Below are 19,502 nucleotides of genomic sequence, written 5' to 3' on the forward strand. Positions count from 1 at the left end.
GTCGTGTAATGGAAAAGGCGACCCGCCGGAGGCCTGTCACCCCATTGTCGCCCGAGCCTCAAGCCAGCGAGGTGATCCCCAACTGGTCGTCGTCCAGGCGTACCTGAACGGGAGTTCCCAGCAGCCGGGGATCGATGTCCTCCAGCCGCTTGTAATTGCCGGCCACCGACAGCAGCTCGGCGCGCAGCTCGCGGCAGAAGATACCGGCTCGGGCATTGCCATGAATGCCGGCCAGCGCACGACCGCGCAAGGCCCCATAGACATGTATGCTGCCGCCGGCAAGCACCTCGGCACCGGCATTGACGGCGCCCACGACCACCAGGTCGCCGTCCGGTGCGGTGATCTGCTGACCGGAACGTACCGTGCCGCGAAAGATTCGCCCGCCCGTTCCCGGCAAGGGCTGGTCTTCCTCGACCGCCGCCGCCTCCGGCGGAGCCTCGTCCTCGGGGGTGGGCACGCTCTCCAGGGTTCGGGGCCGTGCCGCTTCCTGGGGCGGAAACCAGCCAAGCCCCAGGGCCCAGGAGGACTGCTTGACGGGATCCGCCCCGCCCCGAACGGCCACAGGCAACAGCTTGTGCGCCCGGCATACCGCACAGATTCGCTCGAGGGCCAGGTGCGGCTCGTCGAGGCGCTCAACGCTGAGCACCACAGGCGTATGCTGAAAGAAGGCGGGAGACTGGCTGAGCTTACCGGCGAGCTGCTCGCGAATGCGCTCTGGATCAGCGCTGGCCAGCTCCATGACCGTCATCGGCAGCATGCCGCCCTTGAAGGTGAATGCCATCCCATCCCTGTCCACTTTGAGACTCATTGCCGAACTCCACGTCGGGTGATGGTCGAGGGCCTGATCCCAAGCTAAGCGAGTGCCCACGATCCCGCAACCGATCATAAGTCACGGTAGGGCGCCTTGTCAGTGTCTCGGAACGGCTACACCCGACCGGGATTCCCCTTTTCTGCCGGCACGCCACATGCTTAGATAAGTCAATGATCCCGCGTCCTTGCGACGCGACTCACACTACCGCGCGCCGGCCTTTACCGCCAGGTTTACCGGCCCATGTGCAGGAACCCCCATGCCAGGACTCCTTCGTCGCCTGTTCGCCCCCCGATGGCAGCACCCGGATCCCGAGGTTCGCCGCCAGGCCGTGGCTCGCCTCGACCCGGCCCATTCGGAACAGCGCAAGCGACTGGAGCACCTCGCTATCGATGCCGATTCCGAGGTGCGTCGCCGCGCCCTGGACATGCTCGACGATCCCCAGCGACTGCTGGCGATGCGCCGCGAAGGCGCCGGATCGGTCGAGCTGCGCGAGCGGCTTCTGGCCCTGCTGTGTGGCCGTGATGGCACACTCGAGCTATCTCGCCGCATTGACCTGGTGGAGACGCTGGACGACGTTGACCTGCTCGAGCGCATCGCCCTGCAGGGCGACAACCAGCAGCTGCGCCTGGCCGCCCTCGCTCACCTGCACGAAGAGAGCGCACTGATCCGCCAGGCCTGCGACAACGGCATCGCTGCCGTGCGCCAGGCCGCCGCCGCCCGGGTGGAGAGCGAGGCCGGCCTGCAGCGCCTGGTCCAGGAAGCCAAGCGCGACCGCCGGGTGGTCCGCCAGGCGCGAGAGCGCCTCAACCGGCTGCGCGCCGATGCGGCCTCCCTGGCCGAGGCCCGGTCACACCGCGAGGCGCTGCTGGAACGGCTCGAGACCCATGCTCGAAGTACCTGGGAGCCGCTCTACGCGGGACGCTTCAGGCACCTGATGCGTGAATGGTCGTCCCTCGGCGACTTGCCGAATGCCGACCAGGAACACCGCTATGTTGATGCCTGCCTGCGCTGCCGCAAGACAATCAGCGACCACGAGGCTCACGAACAGGCTCAGCATGCCGCCGAACGTCGCCGCGAGGATGCCGATCAGGCGCGGGAGTCGCTGATAGAGACGCTGGAAGAAAGCCTCGAGGGGCTGCGCCACGGCGAGCGCCTGGCGGATCAGGACATCGCTAGCCTGCGCGCTCAGAAGCAACTGCTGGCCAGCCGCTGGCAGGCCCTGTCCGAGCAGCACCTCGCCGATGAGGCCCTGCGCCGTCGCTACGACCAGGCGCTGGCCGGCTATGACCAGATCGTCCAGGCCCGAGTGCGCCTCGACGAGCGGGCCGGCGCCATCGAGCAAGCCCTCCAGGAGGGTGACGAAGAGCGCCTGGCCGGCCTGATCGAGGCCTGCGGCTGGCCACCGAACCTGCCGCCCTCGCCGCTGCTGCAGCGGGCTCGATACCGACTCGCGGCCCAGGATGACGAAGGCGACCTGGAGGCACGGCTCGCCCGATTCGGCGACGACCTGGATCGCCTCGAGGATCTGCTCGACCAGGGCGCCTTCAAGGGCGCAAGCCGACTCCACCAGCGACTCCGCCAGCAAGCCGAGACGCTGTCGGAGACTCGCCTGGGCGAGCGGCATGCCCGCCTCAAACGACTCGGCGCCAGGCTGGCCGAGCTGCGTGACTGGCGTGGCTTTGTCGCCGGTCCCAAACGTGCCCACCTCTGCGAGGCCATCCAAGCCCTGGTGGAGGATCATGGCCTCGATGACGCCGAGCTCGATCGCCGCCACCGCCGGCTGGTCAAGGAGTGGCGCGCCCTGGGGGATGCCGCCGCCAACCGGGAACAGGCCGCCGCCTTCCGCGCCGCCTCGGATCGCATTCATGAGCGGCTGAGCGACTGGCACGCCCGCCAGCAGCGGCAACGCCAGGACAACCTGGCGGCCCGGGAGACCCTTTGCGAACAGCTCGAGACGCTGCTCGCGCAGCCTGCCGCCGAGGCCGATCCGGACGCGCTGCGCGAAATACGTGACCGCGCCCGCCAGCAGTGGCGGCGCTTGTCACCGGTGCCGCGGGATGAAGCCGAGGCCATCGGCAGGCGCTTTGGCCGCATTCGTCACGACCTGCAGGCGCTTATCGAGCAGCGCGCCATCGAGATTGCCGACGCCAAGCGCGAACTGATCGAAGCCGCCCGCACGCTACGCGACCAGACACTACCGGCGCACCGGCAAGCGGAACAGGCCAAGACCCTGCAGCGACGCTGGCGCGAGCTTGGTCGCGCCCCCAAGGGCGAAGAACAGGCGCTGTGGCGCGAGTTCCGTCATCTTTGCGATGAGATCTTCGCGAATCGCGACGCTGCACGCGATGACCAGGCACAACGCAGCCGCGCTCGCCTGGATGCCATGCAGGCCCTGATCGATCGCATGGACGCCTGGCAGCCCGCCAGCAGCACCGACGTGGGCGAACTCGAGAACGTCATCCAAGAGGCCGCCGCGCTGGCCCCGCTCCCCTCGGGGCGCCGCAGCGAAGGCATGCGCCGGCGCTGGTCGGGCATCGTTCGCGCTCGTCGCGAGCGGCTGGCCCGGCTGGCTCTGATGGAAGAGGTAGAGCGTTGGCAGCGTGTACGGCCATTGCTGGAAGCGCACCTCGAGGCCGATGCGGCCAGCCTGAGCGGCGGCTCGTCGCGCGAGATCGAGGCGCCGGACGCACCTGCCCTGCCAGCCGACCTGCGACGCGCCCATGATGAACGCAATGCCGCACGCCGTGATCCCCCCGCAGAAACAGAGGTGGCAGAACGCCTGGCAAGACTCCGTGTGCATCTGTCGGTGCTGGCAGGAGATCCGACACATCGGCAGGACGATCCACTGCGACTGGCGATTCAGGTAGAGCGACTCAACGACAGCCTGGGACGCGACCCTTCCCGGGCCGAGGAGCTGCGCGGCGTGCTCGCCGAGCTGCTGGCCACTGGGCCGATCCCCAAGGCCCTGTGGGAGCGCGAGGTCGGCGAACTCGACCGCACCCTGGAGAGCCTGACGCGTCTCCCGCCGCCCTGATCCGATCATCCCGCCACAAACGAGAACGCGAGGCCGAAGCCTCGCGTTCTTGTCGTGAGTGACAACGGCTCTCAGCCCATGAACTGGCCGCCGTTGATGTCGATGTTAGCCCCGGTGATGAAGCCGGATTCCTTGTCAGCCAGGAAGACCACCAGGCGGGCGATCTCCTCCGGCGTACCATAGCGCTTCACCGGGATGGTCTCGCGGATCGCCTCGCGAACCTTCTCGGGAATCTTCATGATCATGTCGGTGGCGATGTAGCCCGGCGACACCGTGTTGACGGTGATTCCCTTGGTGGCCGTCTCCTGCGCCAGTGACATGGTCAGACCGTGCATCCCCGCCTTGGCCGCGGCGTAGTTCACCTGGCCGAACTGGCCCTTGCGACCATTGATCGACGAGATGTTGACGATACGGCCATAGCCCTGCTCGAGCATGTCCTCGATCACGCTGCGACAAGTGTTGAAGACGCTGTTGAGATTGGTGTCGATGACCTCACTCCACTGCTCGGACGACATCTTCTTGAGGGTACCGTCACGAGTGATGCCGGCGCAGTTGACCAGCACGCTGACCGGGCCGTAGGTGTCATGGATCTCCTTCGCGCCCGTCATGCAGGCCTCGTAATCGGAGAGATCCACGCCGGACAGGGCGATGTTGTCGTAACCGTCCGCCTTCTGTTGCTCAAGCCAGGCCTTGGCCTTTTCGGGGTTGTGGTATCCAGCGACTACCTGATAGCCAGCATCGGCCAGGGCACGGCAGATCGCGCTCCCGATGCCTCCGGTTCCTCCGGTCACCCAGGCTACGGCAGTAGATGTTGTCATTGGTGCTCTCCCTGATGGTTGCCGACCTAGACTGGGCATCTGCCCAGCCCCTCGACGACATTATCGTCGCCAAGGCTGTCATTCTTGTGACAGCTCAGCCCGAGTATGGACCAGATCGCGCGGACAACACGAGGGCCCACGACAAGACAGCGGTCCACTGTTGACCTGCGTCATCTCCCGTGTATAATGTGCCTCACGTTGATGCGGGGTGGAGCAGTCTGGTAGCTCGTCGGGCTCATAACCCGAAGGTCATCGGTTCAAATCCGGTCCCCGCTACCAAACATCAGAAAAAGGCCGATACCCACGGGTGTCGGCCTTTTTCGTGTCTCCAGGGTGGCTCGATGACAGGCCCAGCGCCTCACCATCCTGGGAAGGTCATCGGTTCGCTCTCTCAAGCCCGGCGGTCCCCGCTACCAAACATCAGAAAAAGGCCGATACCTACGGGTGTCGGCCTTTTTTGTGTCTCCAGGGTGGCTCGATGACAGGCCCGGCGCTTCACCATCCCGGGAAGGTCATCGGTTCGCGATTGCCTCCAGGCGAACGTTACCGGCCAGCGATTCGCGGTGACATGCCCAGCCGCCCGATACCCGGCAGCTTGAGGGCGGGGCGACGCAGGTCGAGGCCAAGCGCCAGCCCCAGCAGGTTGACCTCCAGGCCGTCATTGCGGCCCAGCGTCAGCCCCAGCAAGCCCGACAGCGAGACGGTCACTCCCTGGCCAGCCGGAGCCGGCGCCAGCCGCGCATCGAACAGGTAGTCCTTACCCACCGCGGTGACCGGCAGACCGACCTCCAGGCCTGCGACCCGACGCACTACCCAGGCGGTGAAGGTGTTGCTGTTGGGCCCGGGCCAGACCCGATAGCGCAACGCGGCGGGATAAGCCGCGACCGCCGCCTCGATGTCATCGAGCATCGCCGCGGCCGCCTCGCCGCGGTAATCGGCGAGCAGGCGCGGAGCACTGCCGTACCAGGCCCGGTCGGGCGTGGCCGTGAGACGGGTGACCAGGGTCGGGCGACGCCAGCTCAGCACCTGATGCAAGCGATAGGCTTCGGCTCCCGGTGCCAGGGTCGCGATCCAGGTATGCACGCCGAAGGCCCCGCGCCAGCTCCAGGCCCGAGCCTCGTAGACCTGTACCACCGCCCCGGAGGCCTGGGCAGGGCTCGGCGCCAGGCCCGCCGATGCTCGGCTGGCCGAGGACCAGTGCGTCTCCCCGGCCACCAGTTGGGTCACCAGCAATCCCAGCGGCCCAACCAGCAGCAGACTCAGCAGTAGCGCTGCCCCGAACGTCCACCGACGGCGTTGCCTCATCGTCCTCCCCCTTGAATACGCGGACCGACACCCACATCTCTTGCATGAATTCATCTTAACGCCAAGGCCAGACCAACATGCCGATCGTCGATCCCCGTACCGGTGAGCCGCTCACCTCCGACACCCCGACCGAGACGGCGACCGCCGCCCAGGAACAAGGCCAGCCGCGCGACGACCTGATCATCGATGTCGATCGCAGCAATATCCAGCAACTGCTCGAGACCTCAATGCAGGTGCCGGTGCTGCTCGACTGCTGGGCTCCCTGGTGCGAGCCGTGCAAGAACCTGATGCCGGTGCTGGAAAAACTCACCCGGGAGTACAACGGCGCCTTCATCCTGGCCAAGCTCAACATCGACGATAACCAGGACATCGCCGGCCAGCTGGGCGTGCGTTCGGTGCCCGACGTCAAGCTGATCAGCCAGGGTGGCCTGGTGGACCACTTCCAGGGCGCCCTGCCGGAGAAGCAGGTCCGTGAGTGGCTGGGCAAGTATTTCCCCGAGCCGGAAGGCGCCCAGTTGAGTCCGGAAGAACAGGCCGCTGCGGCCCTGGAAGCCGGCGATGCCGACACCGCCCGCCAGATCTACGCGGAGTTGTCCCAGCAGTGGCCGGACCACGGCCCCTACAAGATAGAGCTCGCACGCACCCTGGTGGCCACCGGTGAGCCGGAGGAGGCCCGTGCACTACTCGATGCCCTGCCGCCGGAGGAGCGCGACGCGCCCGCGGCACGCGGCGTCCGTGCCAGCATAGAGTTCGGCGAAGAAGCGCCCTCCGCCGACGAGCTGGCGGCTCTGGAAGGTCGTGACGACAGCGAGGCGCAGTACCAGCGCGCGCTGCGGCAGGTGGCAGACGGCCAGTACGAGCCTGGCCTCGAGGCGTTGCTGGCGCTGATGAAGCGCGACCGAGCCTACGGCGACGATGCCGCCCGCAAGACGCTGCTGCGGGTCTTCGACGCCCTGGGCGCCGATCATCCACTGACCGTCACCTACCGCCGCAAGCTGTTCGCCCAGCTCTACTGAGTCTCGTCGCGTCCGTCTCGCCCGCCGGGGAGGCGGACGCGACGACTCATGCCCGCAGCACCTCGTCCAGCCGCGCCAGCGCCGCCTCCAGTTGGGTGGCGGTGGTACCGAAGTTGAGCCGCACGAAACCCGGCCAGCCAAAGGCGGCGCCATCGGACAGCGCTACCTCGGCGCGCTCGAGCAGCACTCGCTGGGGCGAGACGCCAGCATCCTGCAGCGCCGGTGCCTCGCGCAGATCCAGCCAAGCCAGGTAGGTGGAAGCCGGCGGCGCCATGCGCACGCCCGGCCAGCCGGCCACCCGCTCGACCAGCCGTGCCCGATGCCCACGCAGCGTCTCGAGCAGCGCCTGACGCCAGGGATCTCCATGGCGATAGGCGGCCTCGGCGGCCACCAGGCCCAGCACATTGCCGTCCGGCTGCAGCCCCTTGGCCATCGCGGCGAAGCGGCGCCGCAGGCCGGCATCGGGAATCACCGCGCAGGCGGCAGTCAGCCCGGCCAGGTTGAAGGTCTTCGACGGCGCCCAGAGGGTCAGGATGCGCGCGGCGAGCTCGGGATAGGCGGCGGCCAGCGGCCGGTGCCGGGCGCCCTCGTCGAGCAGCAGGTCGCAGTGCAGTTCATCGGAGACCACGATCAGATCATGGCGCTCGACCAGCTCGGCCAGGCCGTCGAGTTCCTCGGCACGCCACACCCGACCGGTGGGGTTGTGCGGCTGGCACCACAGCAGCAGCCGGGTCTCGGGGGTGATCGCCGCCTCCAGGGCGTCGAGATCCAACCGCCAGCCGTCGCCGGACGCCTCGGGCGGACGCATGGCGGCCTGCTGTGGTAGCCGGCCGGTACGCTCGGCCACCTGCAGGAAAGGAGGATAGATCGGCGTCACCGTCAGCACACCGTCGCCAGGCTCGGTGAGCGCCAGGCTCGCCAGGTGCAGCGCGGGCACCACGCCCGGTAGCCACAGCTGCCAGTTCGGCTCGATCGCCCAGTCATAATGCTCGGCACTCCAGTCGCACAGCGCCCGGCGCAGGCTCTCCGGCACCAGACCATAGCCGTAGACGCCGTGATCGACCCGGGCCCGCAGCGCCTCGATCACCGCCGGCGGTGAACGGAAGTCCATGTCGGCCACCCACAGCGGCAGCACCTCCTCGCCATAGCGGTGCCACTTCTGTGATGGCCAGTCGGCGCCTTCCGGGTGGCGCCGTTCCACGGGCGTGGCAAAATCGAAATCCATGGCAGTTTCTGCTCCGAAAAAAGGTCGTGACGAATGAATGAGACGATGCCGCAACACGGCTTCTATGCCAAGGTACGCCACGGCATGCCGGCCATCATCGCCCGCTGGCTGGACATTGGCCGCGGCGAGCCAGACCGGCTGGCCCTGATCCTCGCCGAAACCGCTCGGGTGGCCAAGCTCGGCGAGCCCGAGGACACTCCCGACGGCGCCATGCTCCACGCCTGGGCCGACCCGCAGGCGAGTGACGACGTGCCGCTGTGGGCCGGGCGCACCGCGGTCTTCCTGCTGGTACAGATGCCGGCCCGGCCGCTGCCGGGCGACGACGCCGAGGCCTGCGCCTGGGCCTACTGCTGGCTGCGCAACCGCAACTCGGCGAGCTTCGAGGCCGCCCGTGAGGCGCTCCCCGAGCACCTGCGCGTGCCGCTGGACCCGGCCCTCAAGGCGGCCTGGACGGACCGCCAGGGGCTTCGCCTCGTGTAGCGCTAACGGCGCCGCGGCGCCTTCTTGGGCCGAAATCCCGCCGGCTTGGTGGACAGCCACTCGACGAAGGCGCGGATCTCCGGATGCGCCATCAGCGCGTCGCGGCTGCGATAGTGCTCGGCCAGCTCACGTTCACCGAGCACCGCGTGGATATGCTTGTGACAGGCATGGCAAAGCCAGAGAATGGCGGTAAGCCGCTCGACCCGATCGAAACGCCGCCGGTAGCGCGCTTTGCCGTGCAGAGCGCGGGGAATCAGGTGATGCTTGGTGAGCGGCGCCGCCCGCCCGCAGAGCGCACAGCCCTCGGGGCGGGGCGGCGGCGAGAGGTCATGACCGGCCATGGCCACCTCCACGACATGACTTGCCTATAGGATAAGGAAAATCACATGGACGTTCCGCTCGCCTGGCAACTGGCCAAGCTGCTGGTCTCGATCGGCGTGGTGCTGGGCCTCTCGGTGATCGCCGAGCGCCTCAGCACCCGCATGGCCGGCCTGCTCTCCGGCTACCCACTAGGCACCGCCATCGCGCTGTTCTTCATCGGCCTGGAAATCTCGCCGGCCTTCGCCGCCGAGGGGGCGGTTCACACCCTGGCCGGCTTCTCCGCGACCCTGGCGCTGGGCGGCGGCTATATGCTGGGCGGCCGCCGCGACGGCCTGCCCGGTGTGCTGATGGGAACCCTCACCGGCCTGGCAGCCTGGCTGGCGGCGGCCTGGCTGCTGACGCTGGTCGACTTCGATCGGCTCACCGGCACCCTGACCACGGTGGTGGCAATCGCCGTCTTCCTGTGGCTATATCGCCGCCTGCCCGATGCCACTGTCCAGCCCAAGGGCGGCTTCTCCTGGGGCGCCCTGGCGCTGCGTGCCGGGCTGGCCGCCGGCATCATCTTCCTGATCACCGGCCTCGCCCACGTGCTGCCCTCCGCCTGGGCGGGCGTTATGGCCGCCTTCCCGGTGACCATGTACCCCTTCCTGGTAATCCTCCATCTGACCCACGGCGCCGGTCCGGTGACCACGGTGATCAAACACTACCCTGCCGGACTTGGCTCGCTGCTGTGCTACGCGCTGTGCGTCTCGCTGACCTACGACAGCCTGGGCCTTGTCGCCGGCACCCTGATCGGCTTCGCCGCCGCCACCGCCTGGCTGCTGGCCTGGACTCGAGGCCAGGCCTGGTGGCAGACCCGCCACACCGGCACTTGACCGAGCGCTTGCTCGGCAGCGATGCTGAAGGGCCGGCCCGCCCGGCCCCCACCCGACGAGGAGCCCCATGTTCACTCGCACCATCGAACCCGCCTTCTACGACACCGATGCGCTGGGCCACGTCAACAACACCCGCTTGCCGGCGTGGTTCGAGCTGGCTCGCAACGATCTCTTCAAGCTCTTCACTCCGGACCTGGATCCCGGCCGCTGGCGGCTGATCATGGCGCGCATGGAGGTCGATTATCGCGCCGAGCTGTTCTACGGCCGCGACATCGAGATCCGCACCTACCTCACCCGGTTGGGCAACAGTTCCTTCACCGTGACCCAGGAGGCCTGGCAGGATGGGCGAATGGCGAACCTGGGCCATACCGTGCTGGTCCAGTTCGACCACCAGGCCAAGCGCACCGTGCCGATCGAAGGTGAGCTGCGCGAGGCGCTGGCCGCCCACCTGCAGGACACGGAGACCGTCGAGGCATGACCCCTGCCGTCAAGGCCCTGGAAAAGGCTGGCGTGGCCTTCGAGACGGCCAGCTACGAACATGATCCGCGCCGCCCGGCCTATGGTGAGGAAGCGGCCGAGGCCTTGGGCCTGCCCGCCGAGACGGTGTTCAAGACGCTGCTCGCCAAGCTCGACGACGGCCGGCTGGCGATAGCCATCGTGCCGGTGCCTACCCAGCTCGACCTCAAGGCATTGGCCCGAGCGGCCGGCGCCCGCAAGGCACGCATGGCTGACCCCGCCGAGGCCGAGCGGGCCACCGGCTACGTGGTCGGCGGCATCAGCCCGCTCGGCCAGAAGAAGCGCCTGCCGGCCTTCATCGATGCCAGCGCCGAGGCCCTACAGCGCTTCCACGTCAGCGGCGGGCGCCGCGGTCTGGAACTCGCCCTAGCGCCCACCGACCTGGCCGAACTGCTGTCGGCCTCCTTCGCGCCCCTGGCGCGCGCCTGAGCCGAATGCCGCCCCGCGCGGTCCCAGTCTCATGCCCGCTTCGCTCGCGTCCATCCTCTCAAGGAGCCGCTCATGGCCATCCGCTACGACCTCTGGCTCGATCCCGACGACGTCGCCCGCCACCGTGCCGTGGAGGCCGACCTGGAGAATTTCTTCCTCGAGCGCTTCGCCGACTTCCCGCATATCCGCTTGTTCGGAGCCGACCCCTACGATTATGATGCGCCCTTCAACCGCCTCTACGATGTCCTGATGGCGCGGGGCAACGAGTACTGCGAACGGCACTGGCACTACGTGCCCACCCCTGAGCAGCTCAATCGCACCTTCTTTCGCGCCGTGGGACGCTCGAACAAGTTCATACGAGACGACCCCGACGATGGTGATCCACCCCGACACGACGCCTGACGACCGCCAGCTCGCCGTCATTGCCGAGCAGCTCGGCCGCGCGCCCCGCGGCATCGAGGCGCTGGCCGCCACCGACGGCGAAGGCACGCCGCTGGTGCTGCGCATGGCGCCCATCGTCGACGAAGCCCCCTTCCCGACCCTCTACTGGCTGAGCGACGAGCGCCTCAAGATCGAGCTGTCGCGCATCGAAGCCGCCGGAGTCATCAAGACCCTCGAGGCTCGATTGAAGGAGGATCCCGACTTCCTCGCCGCCTACCATCGCAGCCATGAAGACTACGTGGCCGCCCGCTGGCGATACATGACGCCGGCCCAGCGCGACGAGGTAGAGCGCCGTGGCTACGCCGAGGTGTTGCGCGAGCGCGGCATCGGCGGCATCGCCAACTGGAACCAGGTGCGCTGCCTGCACACCCAGTACGCGCATCATCTGTGCGGCGACAACATCATCGGCCAGTGGGTCGACGCCGAATACGGCGTCATCGACCGCCTGCCCTGACGCCCTCCATAACGACATCACAACAGGAGCCCCCATGTATCTGGACACCCACGTGATCGCCAGCCTCGCTCTGATCGCCAGCCTGATCGGCATCGCCATCGGCGGCATTGCCCTGCTGCGCCGCGCCGTTCGTCGCGATGCCGCCCGCGCCCGCTGAGCGCGTCACGACCGATGCTTCCGCAAGGGCGCCCTCGGCGCCCTTTTTCGTGGCCGCAAGCTTTGCCGCCGGCTATCCGCCCCCGCTAGGATGAAGGGCTCATCAAGGAGGACACCATGTCAAGATTCTGCGTCTATCTGGGCTCGCGGGAAGGCCGCGATCCCCGCTTTCTCGCCGCCGCCCGCGCCCTGGGCAAGGCCCTGGCACGCCGCGGCCATTCGCTGGTCTACGGCGGCGCCCGAGTCGGCATGATGGGCGAGCTGGCCAACAGCGTGCTGGCGGCCGGCGGCGAAGTCGTCGGGGTGATGCCCGATCACCTGGTGGAGCGCGAGCAGGCGCACCTCGAGCTGACCCGGCTGATCCGAGTGCGCAACATGCACGAGCGCAAGGCCAGCATGGCGGCCCACAGCGATGCCTTCATCGCCTTGCCCGGCGGCATCGGCACCCTGGAGGAGCTGTTCGAGGCCTGGACCTGGCGCTACCTGGGGCTGCATGACAAACCCATTGGCCTGCTCGACACCGGCGGTTTCTATACGCCGCTGCTGACCTTCCTGAACAGCACGGTGGAGTACGGCTTCCTCGAGGCCCACACCCGCGAGGAGTTGCTCGCGGCTGACGAACCCGACGCCTTGCTCGATGCCCTGGAGGCCCAATTGGGCAGCGATCGACGCTGAGTCGATCGACGATGAGGGGCGCTCCCCAGCCAACGATCGGAGGATCTCCCATGCTGGCCATTCACCACGATGAAGACCGCTTGATCTGGCGGGAGTCACCCGCCCCGGTCGGTCCCGCTCCCGGCGAGGTCCGGCTCAAGGTCGCCTGGACCGGCGTCAACCGCGCCGATCTGATGCAGCGCGCCGGCCATTATCCGCCGCCGCCCGGGGCCTCGCCGATCCTCGGCCTGGAGGTCAGCGGCACCCTGGTCGAAGTCGGTGAAGGCGTCGAGGGACTTGAAGCCGGGCAGCGAGTCTGCGCCTTGCTGGCCGGCGGAGGCTACGCCGAGGAGGTAGTGGTCGATGCCCGCCAGGTACTGCCGCTGCCCGACGGCCTCGATCTCCGGCAGGCCGCCGCCCTGCCGGAAGCGTTCGCCACCGCCTGGCTCAATCTGTTCATGGAGGGGGCCCTGGCGTCGGGCGAGCGGGTGCTGCTGCACGCCGGGGCAAGCGGCGTTGGCACCGCCGCCATCCAGCTGTGTCGAACCTTTGGCCATCCATGCTTCGTCACCCTCGGCAGCGACGCCAAGTTGGCCACCTGCCAGGAGCTGGGAGCCGAAGCCGGCTGGAATCGTCACCGGGGCAGTTTCGTCGACGCGGTGAAGGGCTGGGGCGGAGCCGACCTGATCCTGGACCCGGTAGGAGCAAGCTATCTGGCCGACAACCAGCAGGTACTGAACAACGACGGGCGGCTGGTGGTGATCGGCTTCATGGGCGGACGCCGGGCAGAACTGGACTTCGGGCGGCTGCTGATGAAACGCCAGCGGGTGATCGGCTCGACCCTGCGCAGTCGTCCGCCGGCGGAGAAGGGCAAGATCCTGGCCGCGCTGCAAGCGCATGTGTGGCCACGACTGGCAAGTGGCGAGATCGCCCCGTTGATCGACCTTAGCTGGCCGATCGCCGAGGCTGAGGCGGCCCATGCCCATGTCCAGGCGGACGCCAATGTCGGCAAGGTCCTGCTCGAGGTCTGTGGCGAGCGGTAGGCAAGGCCGCCGGCCGTTTTCGATGGAACCTTAAAGTGACAGGGTGCGCTGATAGGTCAGCTGCAGCAGCAGGGCATCCTCGCCGGCACGATGGCGATGGATGCCCCGTTCGCGGATGATCGCCTCCTTGGTGGCACTCCAGCTCGCCAGCTGGGCCTCGCTTAGCAGGCGACGCAGGGCCTCGAGGCGGAACGCCGGCAGCATGCCGGCATGATGGAACAGCAGCGACAGCCAGGTGTTGTCGTAACCCCAGCTGTCGCTGTAGGCCACGCCGATATCGGCGAGTTCGTCATTCAGCCAGCGCGCCACCTGGCGCACGGGATAGCCCTCGCGCGCCAGGCGACCGCGCGAGATGCCATGCAGGAGTTCCGCCTTGGGGTCCCAGTGCGTCCATTCCTCGAGAGGCTGGATGAGGAAGGCGCAGGTACTGCCGTCCGAACGGGCCAGGCCGACCTCGATGGGGTAGCTGCCGCGTCCGAATCCGGACGCTTCGATATCCAGCAGTGTCGGTAGCGTCACGGGCTGCTGAGTCCTTGATGATGTAGGGTCGCCGCTCTTTGACGACCGGGGAGCACCGCCTCGTCACGAGGCGCCATCATCCTAGTGTCGCGTCCCGGCTTCGCCGCTGTCCAGTGACTCGGCCAGGGCCTGCCAGTGCCCGGTGCGCTCGGGGTCTTCAGGCAGGCCAAGTTCACCGTTACGATAGGCTCGCGCCAGGCGCTCCGCAGCCAGCGGATGTCCCGCCTCGCCGGCGCGCGCATACCAGGTCACCGCCCGATCGTCACGGCGTGGATACTGGGCGCAACCGTGCTCATAGATTTGCCCCGCCTGGTACTGGGCATGACGGTCGCCACTCTGGGCGGCCTCGAGCACATAGCGGGCACCACGTGCCTTGTCCTGGGGCGATACGGCGCGATGGAACAGCATGTGGCCATACAGGGACAACGCCGCCGGATGACCGGCGTCGGCACAACGCTGGAAAAGATGCAGCGTCAGGCGCTGGGTGCGCGGCGAGCGCGGCAGCCAGCGGGTATGAAACAGCTGTCGTGCCAGACGATACTCGATCCGAGTGAACAATGATGATGCCTGCTGCATGGCAAACAACCTTGCGTCCAGTGGTTCGATTGACGACGTCGAGCACCATCCTGTGTCCGGCGTCCTGTCCTGGGGAAATCGGCCCTGCGGTCTCCGCCGGGGCAACGGGGTCGCAAGCATACGCCCGCCCCGGCGGCGACTCAACCCCCGACATTTACGATCCCGCCCCCCGGGGCTACCATGCGGTGCGAACCGCCCCAACCCCATGAGTGAGGAGTGACGGATGCAGACCCGCCCCCTGGGCCGAACCGGCCTCGAGGTCAGCCGGCTATGCCTTGGCACCATGACATTCGGCGAGCAGAACAGCGAGGCCGATGCCCACGAGCAACTCGACCGTGCCGTGGCCTTCGGCATCAACTTCATCGACACCGCCGAGATGTATCCGGTGCCGCCTCGGGCCGAAACCCAGGGACTCACCGAGGCCTACATCGGTAGCTGGCTCAAGGCACGGGGTTCCCGGGACGACGTTATCATCGCCACCAAGGCCGCCGGTCCGGGCCTCGACCACATCCGCGGCGGGCCGCGCCTGACACGTGAACACCTCCATCGAGCCATCGACGACAGCCTGTCGCGGTTGCAGACCGACTACGTCGACCTCTACCAACTGCACTGGCCCGATCGTCGCGCCAACTTCTTCGGCCGCCTGGGCTACGAACACGGCGAGGAGGAGGACGCGACGGCCCTCGAAGAGAGCCTCGCGGCGCTCCAGGAGCTGGTGCAGGCCGGCAAGATCCGCGCCGTGGGCCTATCCAACGAGACGCCTTGGGGTGTGATGCATGCTCTGCAACTGGCGGAATCCAAGGGCCTACCTCGTGTCGCCTCGGTGCAGAATCCCTATAGCCTGCTGAACCGCAGCTTCGAGGTCGGCCTGGCCGAAATCGCCCATCGCGAGGACGTCGGCCTGCTGGCCTACTCGCCGCTGGCCTTCGGCAAGCTGTCCGGCAAGTACCTCGATGGCGCCTGGCCCGAGGGCGCACGTCTGACGCTGTTCGAACGATTCCAACGCTATAACACGCCGCTCGCCGACGCGGCGACCCTCGCCTACGTCAACATCGCCCGCGAACATGGCCTGGACCCGGCCCAGATGGCCCTGGCCTACGTCAACTCGCGCTCTTTCCTGACCAGCAACATCATCGGCGCCACCACCATGGCGCAGCTGGAGAGCAACCTGGAAAGCGAGTCGCTGCGTCTCGACGAGGACGTTCTCGCCGCCATCGAGGCCGTACATCAACGCTACCCCAATCCCTGCCCCTGAGGCCTTGCCCTCTTCGACGCCGGGGCTATCGAGTCCATAGCCCCGGCGTGCAGACGCGCCTGATATACTCGTGCCGAATCTATCCAGGCACAGGAGCGCCCCATGCTGAGCGTGATCTCGCCCGCCAAGACGCTGGACTTCGAAACCCCGGCGACCACGTCCCAGGCCACCCAGCCCGACTTCCTCGACCGCAGCCGCGAGCTGATCGGCATCCTGCGCGACCTCTCGCCGCAACAGATCGGCGAGCTGATGGGCGTCAGCGACAAGATCGCCGGGCTCAACGCGGCCCGCTTCTCCGAATGGCAAACGCCTTTCACGCCGGACAACGCCAAAGCCGCCGCCCAGGCTTTCCAAGGCGACGTCTATGTGGGACTGGAGGCCGATTCGTTCGACGAAGGCGATAACGCCTTTGCACAGGATCACCTGCGCATCCTCTCCGGCCTCTATGGCCTGCTGCGGCCGCTGGACCTGATTCAGCCCTATCGCCTGGAGATGGGCACCAAGCTGGCCAACCCCGCCGGCAAGGATCTTTACGCCTACTGGAAGCCCACTCTGACCGACGCCCTGGAGCGCGCCATTGCCGCGAGCGGCAGCAAGGTACTGGTCAACCTGGCCTCCAACGAGTACTTCAAGGCCGTCGACGCCAGGGCACTCGATGCCCGGGTGATCACCCCGGTGTTCAAGGACGAGAAAAACGGCCAGTACAAGATCATCAGCTTCTACGCCAAGAAGGCTCGTGGCCTGATGGCGGCCTGGATGATCCGCCAGCGCCTGGACGACTCCGAGAGCCTCAAGGACTTCGATGTGGCCGGCTATCGTTACAACGCCGCCATGTCAGAGGGCGATACTCTGGTGTTCTGCCGCGCCGAGCAGGATCGCCCCTAGCCCACGCCGTCCTGCATCGGCGGCGCTAATCGAAGAAGCGCAGCGAACGCGGCGAGCGCGGCTTGAGGAAGCGGCGGTGCACGTCCTTGAAGCGGGCATCGTCGCAGCGCTCCAGCCACTCGTAGGCCACCATGTCGGCACTCACGGCCCAACCGCCGGCCCGCTCGATCCGCCGTCGAGCCAGGGATGCCTCTCCCGAGCGCCGACTCACCGCCGCCTCTGCCAGCCAGAAGACCTCGTAGCCCGCCTCGCGTAGCCCAAGCCCCGTCTGCAGCACGCAAATGTGTGCCTCCGCGCCGCACAGCACGATCTGGCGCCGCCCGCTCGCGGCCAGCGCCTCGGCGAAGGCAGGCTCCCCATGGGCATTGAAACGGGTCTTGTCCCAGAAACGCGCACCTTCGAGCGACTCGCGCAGACGCGGATCGCTGACACCGAGCCCCACTGGATACTGCTCGGTCAGCCACACAGGCACATCCAACACCTCCGCCACGCTACCCAGCCAACGCGCCTCGGCGACGGCCTGATCACCGCCGTCCAGCACTGGCACCAATCCCGCCTGCAGATCGACGATCAGCAGCAGGCTCTCCTCACGCTTCAGACGCATCGTTCGGCCTCGCTCGATAGACGGTGTCGGTGACCCGCTTAGCCGCTAGAATGAGGCTCTCGACTTTACACGGCGGATCCCCCCGCCACATTCTCTGGAGATCCAAGATGCGTCAACTCCTCGTCATGCTCGTCGTCGGCCTGCTGGGCTTCGGCCTCGCAGTCGATCACGCCGATGCCCGCCGTATGGGCGGCGGCAAGAGCTCCGGCAGCTTTTCCCGCTCCGCCGACGCCCCTAGTGCCTCGGCCACCCGCACCCCCGGGGCCGCCGCCACACAGCGCAAGCCGTCCAGCGGCTTGTCGCGCTTCGCCGGCCCCTTCGCCGGCATGCTGGCCGGTGGCCTGCTCGCCTCGCTGTTCTTCGGCGGCGCCTTCGATGACCTGCGCATGCTCGACATCCTGCTGATCGGCGGTGCGATTTTTCTGCTGTTCCGGCTCTTCGCCCGCAAGCGTCGCCCTGCCATGGCGGGCGGGCCAGCACCGGCGTCCCGCGAGGCCCACGACCAGCCTCAGGCCTTCCAGGCCGGTCCACTAGGGGGCGGCAGCGGCGGCCTTGGCAAGGATCCCTCCTGGTTCGATCGCGAGCGCTTCCTGGGCGGCGCCAAGGAACACTTCATGACCCTGCAGCGAGCCTGGGACAACAACGACTTCTCGCAGATCCAGGACTATGTGACGCCCGAGCTCTACAACCTTCTGCGCCAAGAGCGGGACCAGCACCCGGCCAATAACCGCACCGAGATCGTGCGCCTGTTCGCCGAGCTGGGCAGCGTTCAGGAAGTCGGCTCCAGGGCCGAGGCCAGCGTGCTCTTCCACGGCATCCTCGACGAGAACGGCGAGCAGAACGCCTTCAACGAGACCTGGCACCTGGTGCGCGAACTCCGCGACGGAGCTCCCTGGCACGTTCAGGGGATCGAACAGAACCCCACCTGACCCTCCCCCCCAGGGGCCGTCCCAGGGATATAGCATGCAGAAGGCCGGGCGATTGCCCGGCCTTCTCATGTCCGGGGCCGGCCACCATCGGCGGCTGCCGTCCCCGCTCCCATCAAGCGCTAATCGAGCAGGCGCCGGGCATTCAGCGGCTGCAGCGGTCGATTGTTGGCTTCGCCGATTCGCCGCGACATCTCCTCGAGCTGGGACTCGCCGATCGAACGCGGCCTCTTGGCGACCCACCATAGCACCCCCTCCGAGCAGGGCGGCGTCGTCAGCGAACCGTTCAGCCGGTAGACGTCGAGATCGTCTCCCAGCAGAGACCGAGCATCGACGCCGTCGCTCAACGCGACTCGCTCTCCCTGAGCCCCAGGCGCCTGGGCCAGCAGTGCTGTCACCGCCTGCGACGGTTCGCCCAGCTCGAACAGCACGGCCAGCACCGCCAGGCGACCATCCTCGGCCTCATGCACCAGATGAGCTTCCATGGGAAACGTTCGACCCTCTATGCGATGCTCGGCCGGCACGTGGAAATGCAGCTGTCGCAGCCGATAGCTGCGATCCGCTACCGCGAGGGTATTTCCGGTGGGGAACTCGACCTTCAACGTATGCCCGTCATGCAGGACGCTGTTCCCGACGACAGGGTAGTCCAACACCGGGATGGGAAAATCGGCCTCAAGAGGCGCGACGATATTCACCGGCGATTGATTATGGCCCGAGCTGCAGACGGCATAATCGGCCGACAGCGTGGCCCATTGCCGTGTCTCGGCATAGGACCAGGTGGACCCTTCAGCGGCCTGGGCACAGGCACTGGTCCAGAGTGCACCGGCAAGCGAGAGGAAGGATAGCGTCGTTCGACGGGACATCATGGCAGAGAGACTCCTTTCCCTTTAGACGAAATTTCCCAGGCGTCTCACCGGGAAGACGATGGCACTCTTATACTGATCGTCCCTCGCATCGCCAAGCCATCGACACCACCGGACCGCTATCGATGGACCGGCATCCGTGGCTAGCCCCCGGATCGTTTCGCTCAGACATGAAAAAACCCCGAACCTTTCGGTCCGGGGTTTTCTCGGTATAGATGCCTGACGATGACCCGGTCGGCGCCCCGATGCTCTCCAGGGGAACTCCCCCGCTCGCCATGCTGCCTGTCACGATGCCT

23 protein-coding genes and 1 tRNA gene are annotated in these 19,502 nt (G+C 67.3%); 15 read left to right on the top strand and 9 right to left on the bottom strand.

Annotated elements, in window-relative coordinates; genetic code table 11:
* Positions 1 to 58 precede the first annotated feature (58 nt).
* Positions 59 to 808 (bottom strand): septum site-determining protein MinC, encoded by a 750-nt coding sequence (minC, locus tag ACGTN6_RS09630; RefSeq protein WP_394591222.1) that lies wholly within the window; start codon positions 806 to 808, stop codon positions 59 to 61.
* Between the two features lie 259 nt (positions 809 to 1,067).
* Between minC and ACGTN6_RS09635 the strand changes: the two genes are divergently transcribed.
* Complete coding sequence (locus tag ACGTN6_RS09635) at positions 1,068 to 3,845, top strand: DUF349 domain-containing protein (RefSeq protein WP_394591223.1); 2,778 nt, start codon at positions 1,068 to 1,070, stop codon at positions 3,843 to 3,845.
* A gap of 71 nt (positions 3,846 to 3,916) precedes the next feature.
* Here ACGTN6_RS09635 and phbB read toward each other — a convergent pair whose 3' ends face one another.
* Positions 3,917 to 4,663: an acetoacetyl-CoA reductase gene (gene phbB, locus ACGTN6_RS09640; RefSeq protein WP_394591224.1), complete on the bottom strand. Its 747-nt coding sequence runs from the start codon at positions 4,661 to 4,663 to the stop codon at positions 3,917 to 3,919.
* A 202-nt stretch (positions 4,664 to 4,865) separates the two neighbouring features.
* Here phbB and ACGTN6_RS09645 point away from each other — a divergent pair.
* A tRNA-Met gene (locus ACGTN6_RS09645) sits at positions 4,866 to 4,942 on the top strand.
* Between the two features lie 264 nt (positions 4,943 to 5,206).
* On the opposite strand, the gene ACGTN6_RS09650 is transcribed toward ACGTN6_RS09645, so the two are convergent.
* Entirely contained in the window at positions 5,207 to 5,968 is a 762-nt protein-coding gene (locus ACGTN6_RS09650) for a DUF3750 domain-containing protein (RefSeq protein ID WP_394591225.1), read from the bottom strand.
* Positions 5,969 to 6,045: 77 nt separating this feature from the next.
* Between ACGTN6_RS09650 and ACGTN6_RS09655 the strand changes: the two genes are divergently transcribed.
* On the top strand, positions 6,046 to 6,984 hold the full coding sequence (locus tag ACGTN6_RS09655) for a tetratricopeptide repeat protein (protein ID WP_394591226.1): 939 nt from the start codon (positions 6,046 to 6,048) through the stop codon (positions 6,982 to 6,984).
* Between the two features lie 46 nt (positions 6,985 to 7,030).
* On the opposite strand, the gene ACGTN6_RS09660 is transcribed toward ACGTN6_RS09655, so the two are convergent.
* Entirely contained in the window at positions 7,031 to 8,209 is a 1,179-nt protein-coding gene (locus ACGTN6_RS09660) for a MalY/PatB family protein (protein ID WP_394591227.1), read from the bottom strand.
* Between the two features lie 45 nt (positions 8,210 to 8,254).
* On the opposite strand from ACGTN6_RS09660, the gene ACGTN6_RS09665 reads away from it, so the two are divergent.
* The gene (locus ACGTN6_RS09665) at positions 8,255 to 8,689 is read left to right on the top strand and encodes a hypothetical protein (protein ID WP_394591253.1); all 435 of its coding nucleotides are present in this window, start codon (positions 8,255 to 8,257) and stop codon (positions 8,687 to 8,689) included.
* Between the two features lie 2 nt (positions 8,690 to 8,691).
* On the opposite strand, the gene ACGTN6_RS09670 is transcribed toward ACGTN6_RS09665, so the two are convergent.
* Positions 8,692 to 9,030: a hypothetical protein gene (locus ACGTN6_RS09670; RefSeq protein WP_394591228.1), complete on the bottom strand. Its 339-nt coding sequence runs from the start codon at positions 9,028 to 9,030 to the stop codon at positions 8,692 to 8,694.
* Between the two features lie 45 nt (positions 9,031 to 9,075).
* Here ACGTN6_RS09670 and ACGTN6_RS09675 point away from each other — a divergent pair, with 45 nt between their 5' ends.
* The 8 genes from ACGTN6_RS09675 to ACGTN6_RS09710 all read left to right on the top strand — a co-directional run bounded on the left by ACGTN6_RS09675 (position 9,076) and on the right by ACGTN6_RS09710 (position 13,578).
* Positions 9,076 to 9,885: a hypothetical protein gene (locus tag ACGTN6_RS09675; RefSeq protein WP_394591229.1), complete on the top strand. Its 810-nt coding sequence runs from the start codon at positions 9,076 to 9,078 to the stop codon at positions 9,883 to 9,885.
* Between the two features lie 67 nt (positions 9,886 to 9,952).
* A complete protein-coding gene (locus ACGTN6_RS09680) occupies positions 9,953 to 10,363 on the top strand; it encodes an acyl-CoA thioesterase (RefSeq protein ID WP_394591230.1) in 411 nt (136 codons plus the stop codon).
* A complete protein-coding gene (ybaK, locus tag ACGTN6_RS09685; protein ID WP_394591231.1) occupies positions 10,360 to 10,830 on the top strand; it encodes a Cys-tRNA(Pro) deacylase in 471 nt (156 codons plus the stop codon). Before ACGTN6_RS09680 ends, ybaK begins: the two co-directional genes overlap by 4 nt.
* Before the next feature lie 72 nt (positions 10,831 to 10,902).
* Entirely contained in the window at positions 10,903 to 11,232 is a 330-nt protein-coding gene (locus ACGTN6_RS09690; protein WP_394591233.1) for a hypothetical protein, read from the top strand.
* Positions 11,204 to 11,725, top strand: a complete 522-nt coding sequence (locus tag ACGTN6_RS09695; RefSeq protein ID WP_394591234.1) for a DUF501 domain-containing protein — start codon at positions 11,204 to 11,206, stop codon at positions 11,723 to 11,725. The genes ACGTN6_RS09690 and ACGTN6_RS09695 overlap by 29 nt, the downstream gene beginning before the upstream one ends.
* A 34-nt stretch (positions 11,726 to 11,759) precedes the next feature.
* Positions 11,760 to 11,882, top strand: a complete 123-nt coding sequence (locus ACGTN6_RS09700) for a hypothetical protein (RefSeq protein WP_394591235.1) — start codon at positions 11,760 to 11,762, stop codon at positions 11,880 to 11,882.
* 116 nt (positions 11,883 to 11,998) lie between these two features.
* Positions 11,999 to 12,556 (top strand): LOG family protein, encoded by a 558-nt coding sequence (locus ACGTN6_RS09705; RefSeq protein ID WP_394591236.1) that lies wholly within the window; start codon positions 11,999 to 12,001, stop codon positions 12,554 to 12,556.
* A 50-nt stretch (positions 12,557 to 12,606) separates the two neighbouring features.
* Positions 12,607 to 13,578, top strand: a complete 972-nt coding sequence (locus ACGTN6_RS09710; RefSeq protein ID WP_394591237.1) for an NAD(P)H-quinone oxidoreductase — start codon at positions 12,607 to 12,609, stop codon at positions 13,576 to 13,578.
* A 30-nt stretch (positions 13,579 to 13,608) separates the two neighbouring features.
* Here ACGTN6_RS09710 and ACGTN6_RS09715 read toward each other — a convergent pair whose 3' ends face one another.
* Both ACGTN6_RS09715 and ACGTN6_RS09720 read right to left on the bottom strand, forming a co-directional pair.
* On the bottom strand, positions 13,609 to 14,097 hold the full coding sequence (locus ACGTN6_RS09715; RefSeq protein ID WP_394591238.1) for a hypothetical protein: 489 nt from the start codon (positions 14,095 to 14,097) through the stop codon (positions 13,609 to 13,611).
* Positions 14,098 to 14,178: 81 nt separating this feature from the next.
* On the bottom strand, positions 14,179 to 14,673 hold the full coding sequence (locus tag ACGTN6_RS09720) for a tetratricopeptide repeat protein (protein ID WP_394591239.1): 495 nt from the start codon (positions 14,671 to 14,673) through the stop codon (positions 14,179 to 14,181).
* Positions 14,674 to 14,896: 223 nt separating this feature from the next.
* On the opposite strand from ACGTN6_RS09720, the gene ACGTN6_RS09725 reads away from it, so the two are divergent.
* Complete coding sequence (locus ACGTN6_RS09725) at positions 14,897 to 15,928, top strand: NADP(H)-dependent aldo-keto reductase (protein ID WP_394591240.1); 1,032 nt, start codon at positions 14,897 to 14,899, stop codon at positions 15,926 to 15,928.
* Positions 15,929 to 16,030: 102 nt separating this feature from the next.
* A complete protein-coding gene (gene yaaA / locus ACGTN6_RS09730) occupies positions 16,031 to 16,813 on the top strand; it encodes a peroxide stress protein YaaA (protein WP_394591241.1) in 783 nt (260 codons plus the stop codon).
* A gap of 25 nt (positions 16,814 to 16,838) precedes the next feature.
* Here yaaA and ACGTN6_RS09735 read toward each other — a convergent pair whose 3' ends face one another.
* Positions 16,839 to 17,417 (bottom strand): isochorismatase family protein, encoded by a 579-nt coding sequence (locus ACGTN6_RS09735; protein WP_394591242.1) that lies wholly within the window; start codon positions 17,415 to 17,417, stop codon positions 16,839 to 16,841.
* Positions 17,418 to 17,524: 107 nt separating this feature from the next.
* On the opposite strand from ACGTN6_RS09735, the gene ACGTN6_RS09740 reads away from it, so the two are divergent.
* On the top strand, positions 17,525 to 18,346 hold the full coding sequence (locus ACGTN6_RS09740) for a Tim44 domain-containing protein (protein ID WP_394591243.1): 822 nt from the start codon (positions 17,525 to 17,527) through the stop codon (positions 18,344 to 18,346).
* A gap of 119 nt (positions 18,347 to 18,465) precedes the next feature.
* Here the strand turns inward: ACGTN6_RS09740 and ACGTN6_RS09745 are convergent, their stop codons facing one another.
* Positions 18,466 to 19,209, bottom strand: a complete 744-nt coding sequence (locus ACGTN6_RS09745) for a carbonic anhydrase (protein WP_394591244.1) — start codon at positions 19,207 to 19,209, stop codon at positions 18,466 to 18,468.
* Positions 19,210 to 19,502 lie beyond the last annotated feature (293 nt).

Origin of the sequence: Halomonas sp. B23F22_20 (assembly GCF_043496985.1) — a bacterium.
Classification (GTDB): domain Bacteria; phylum Pseudomonadota; class Gammaproteobacteria; order Pseudomonadales; family Halomonadaceae; genus Halomonas.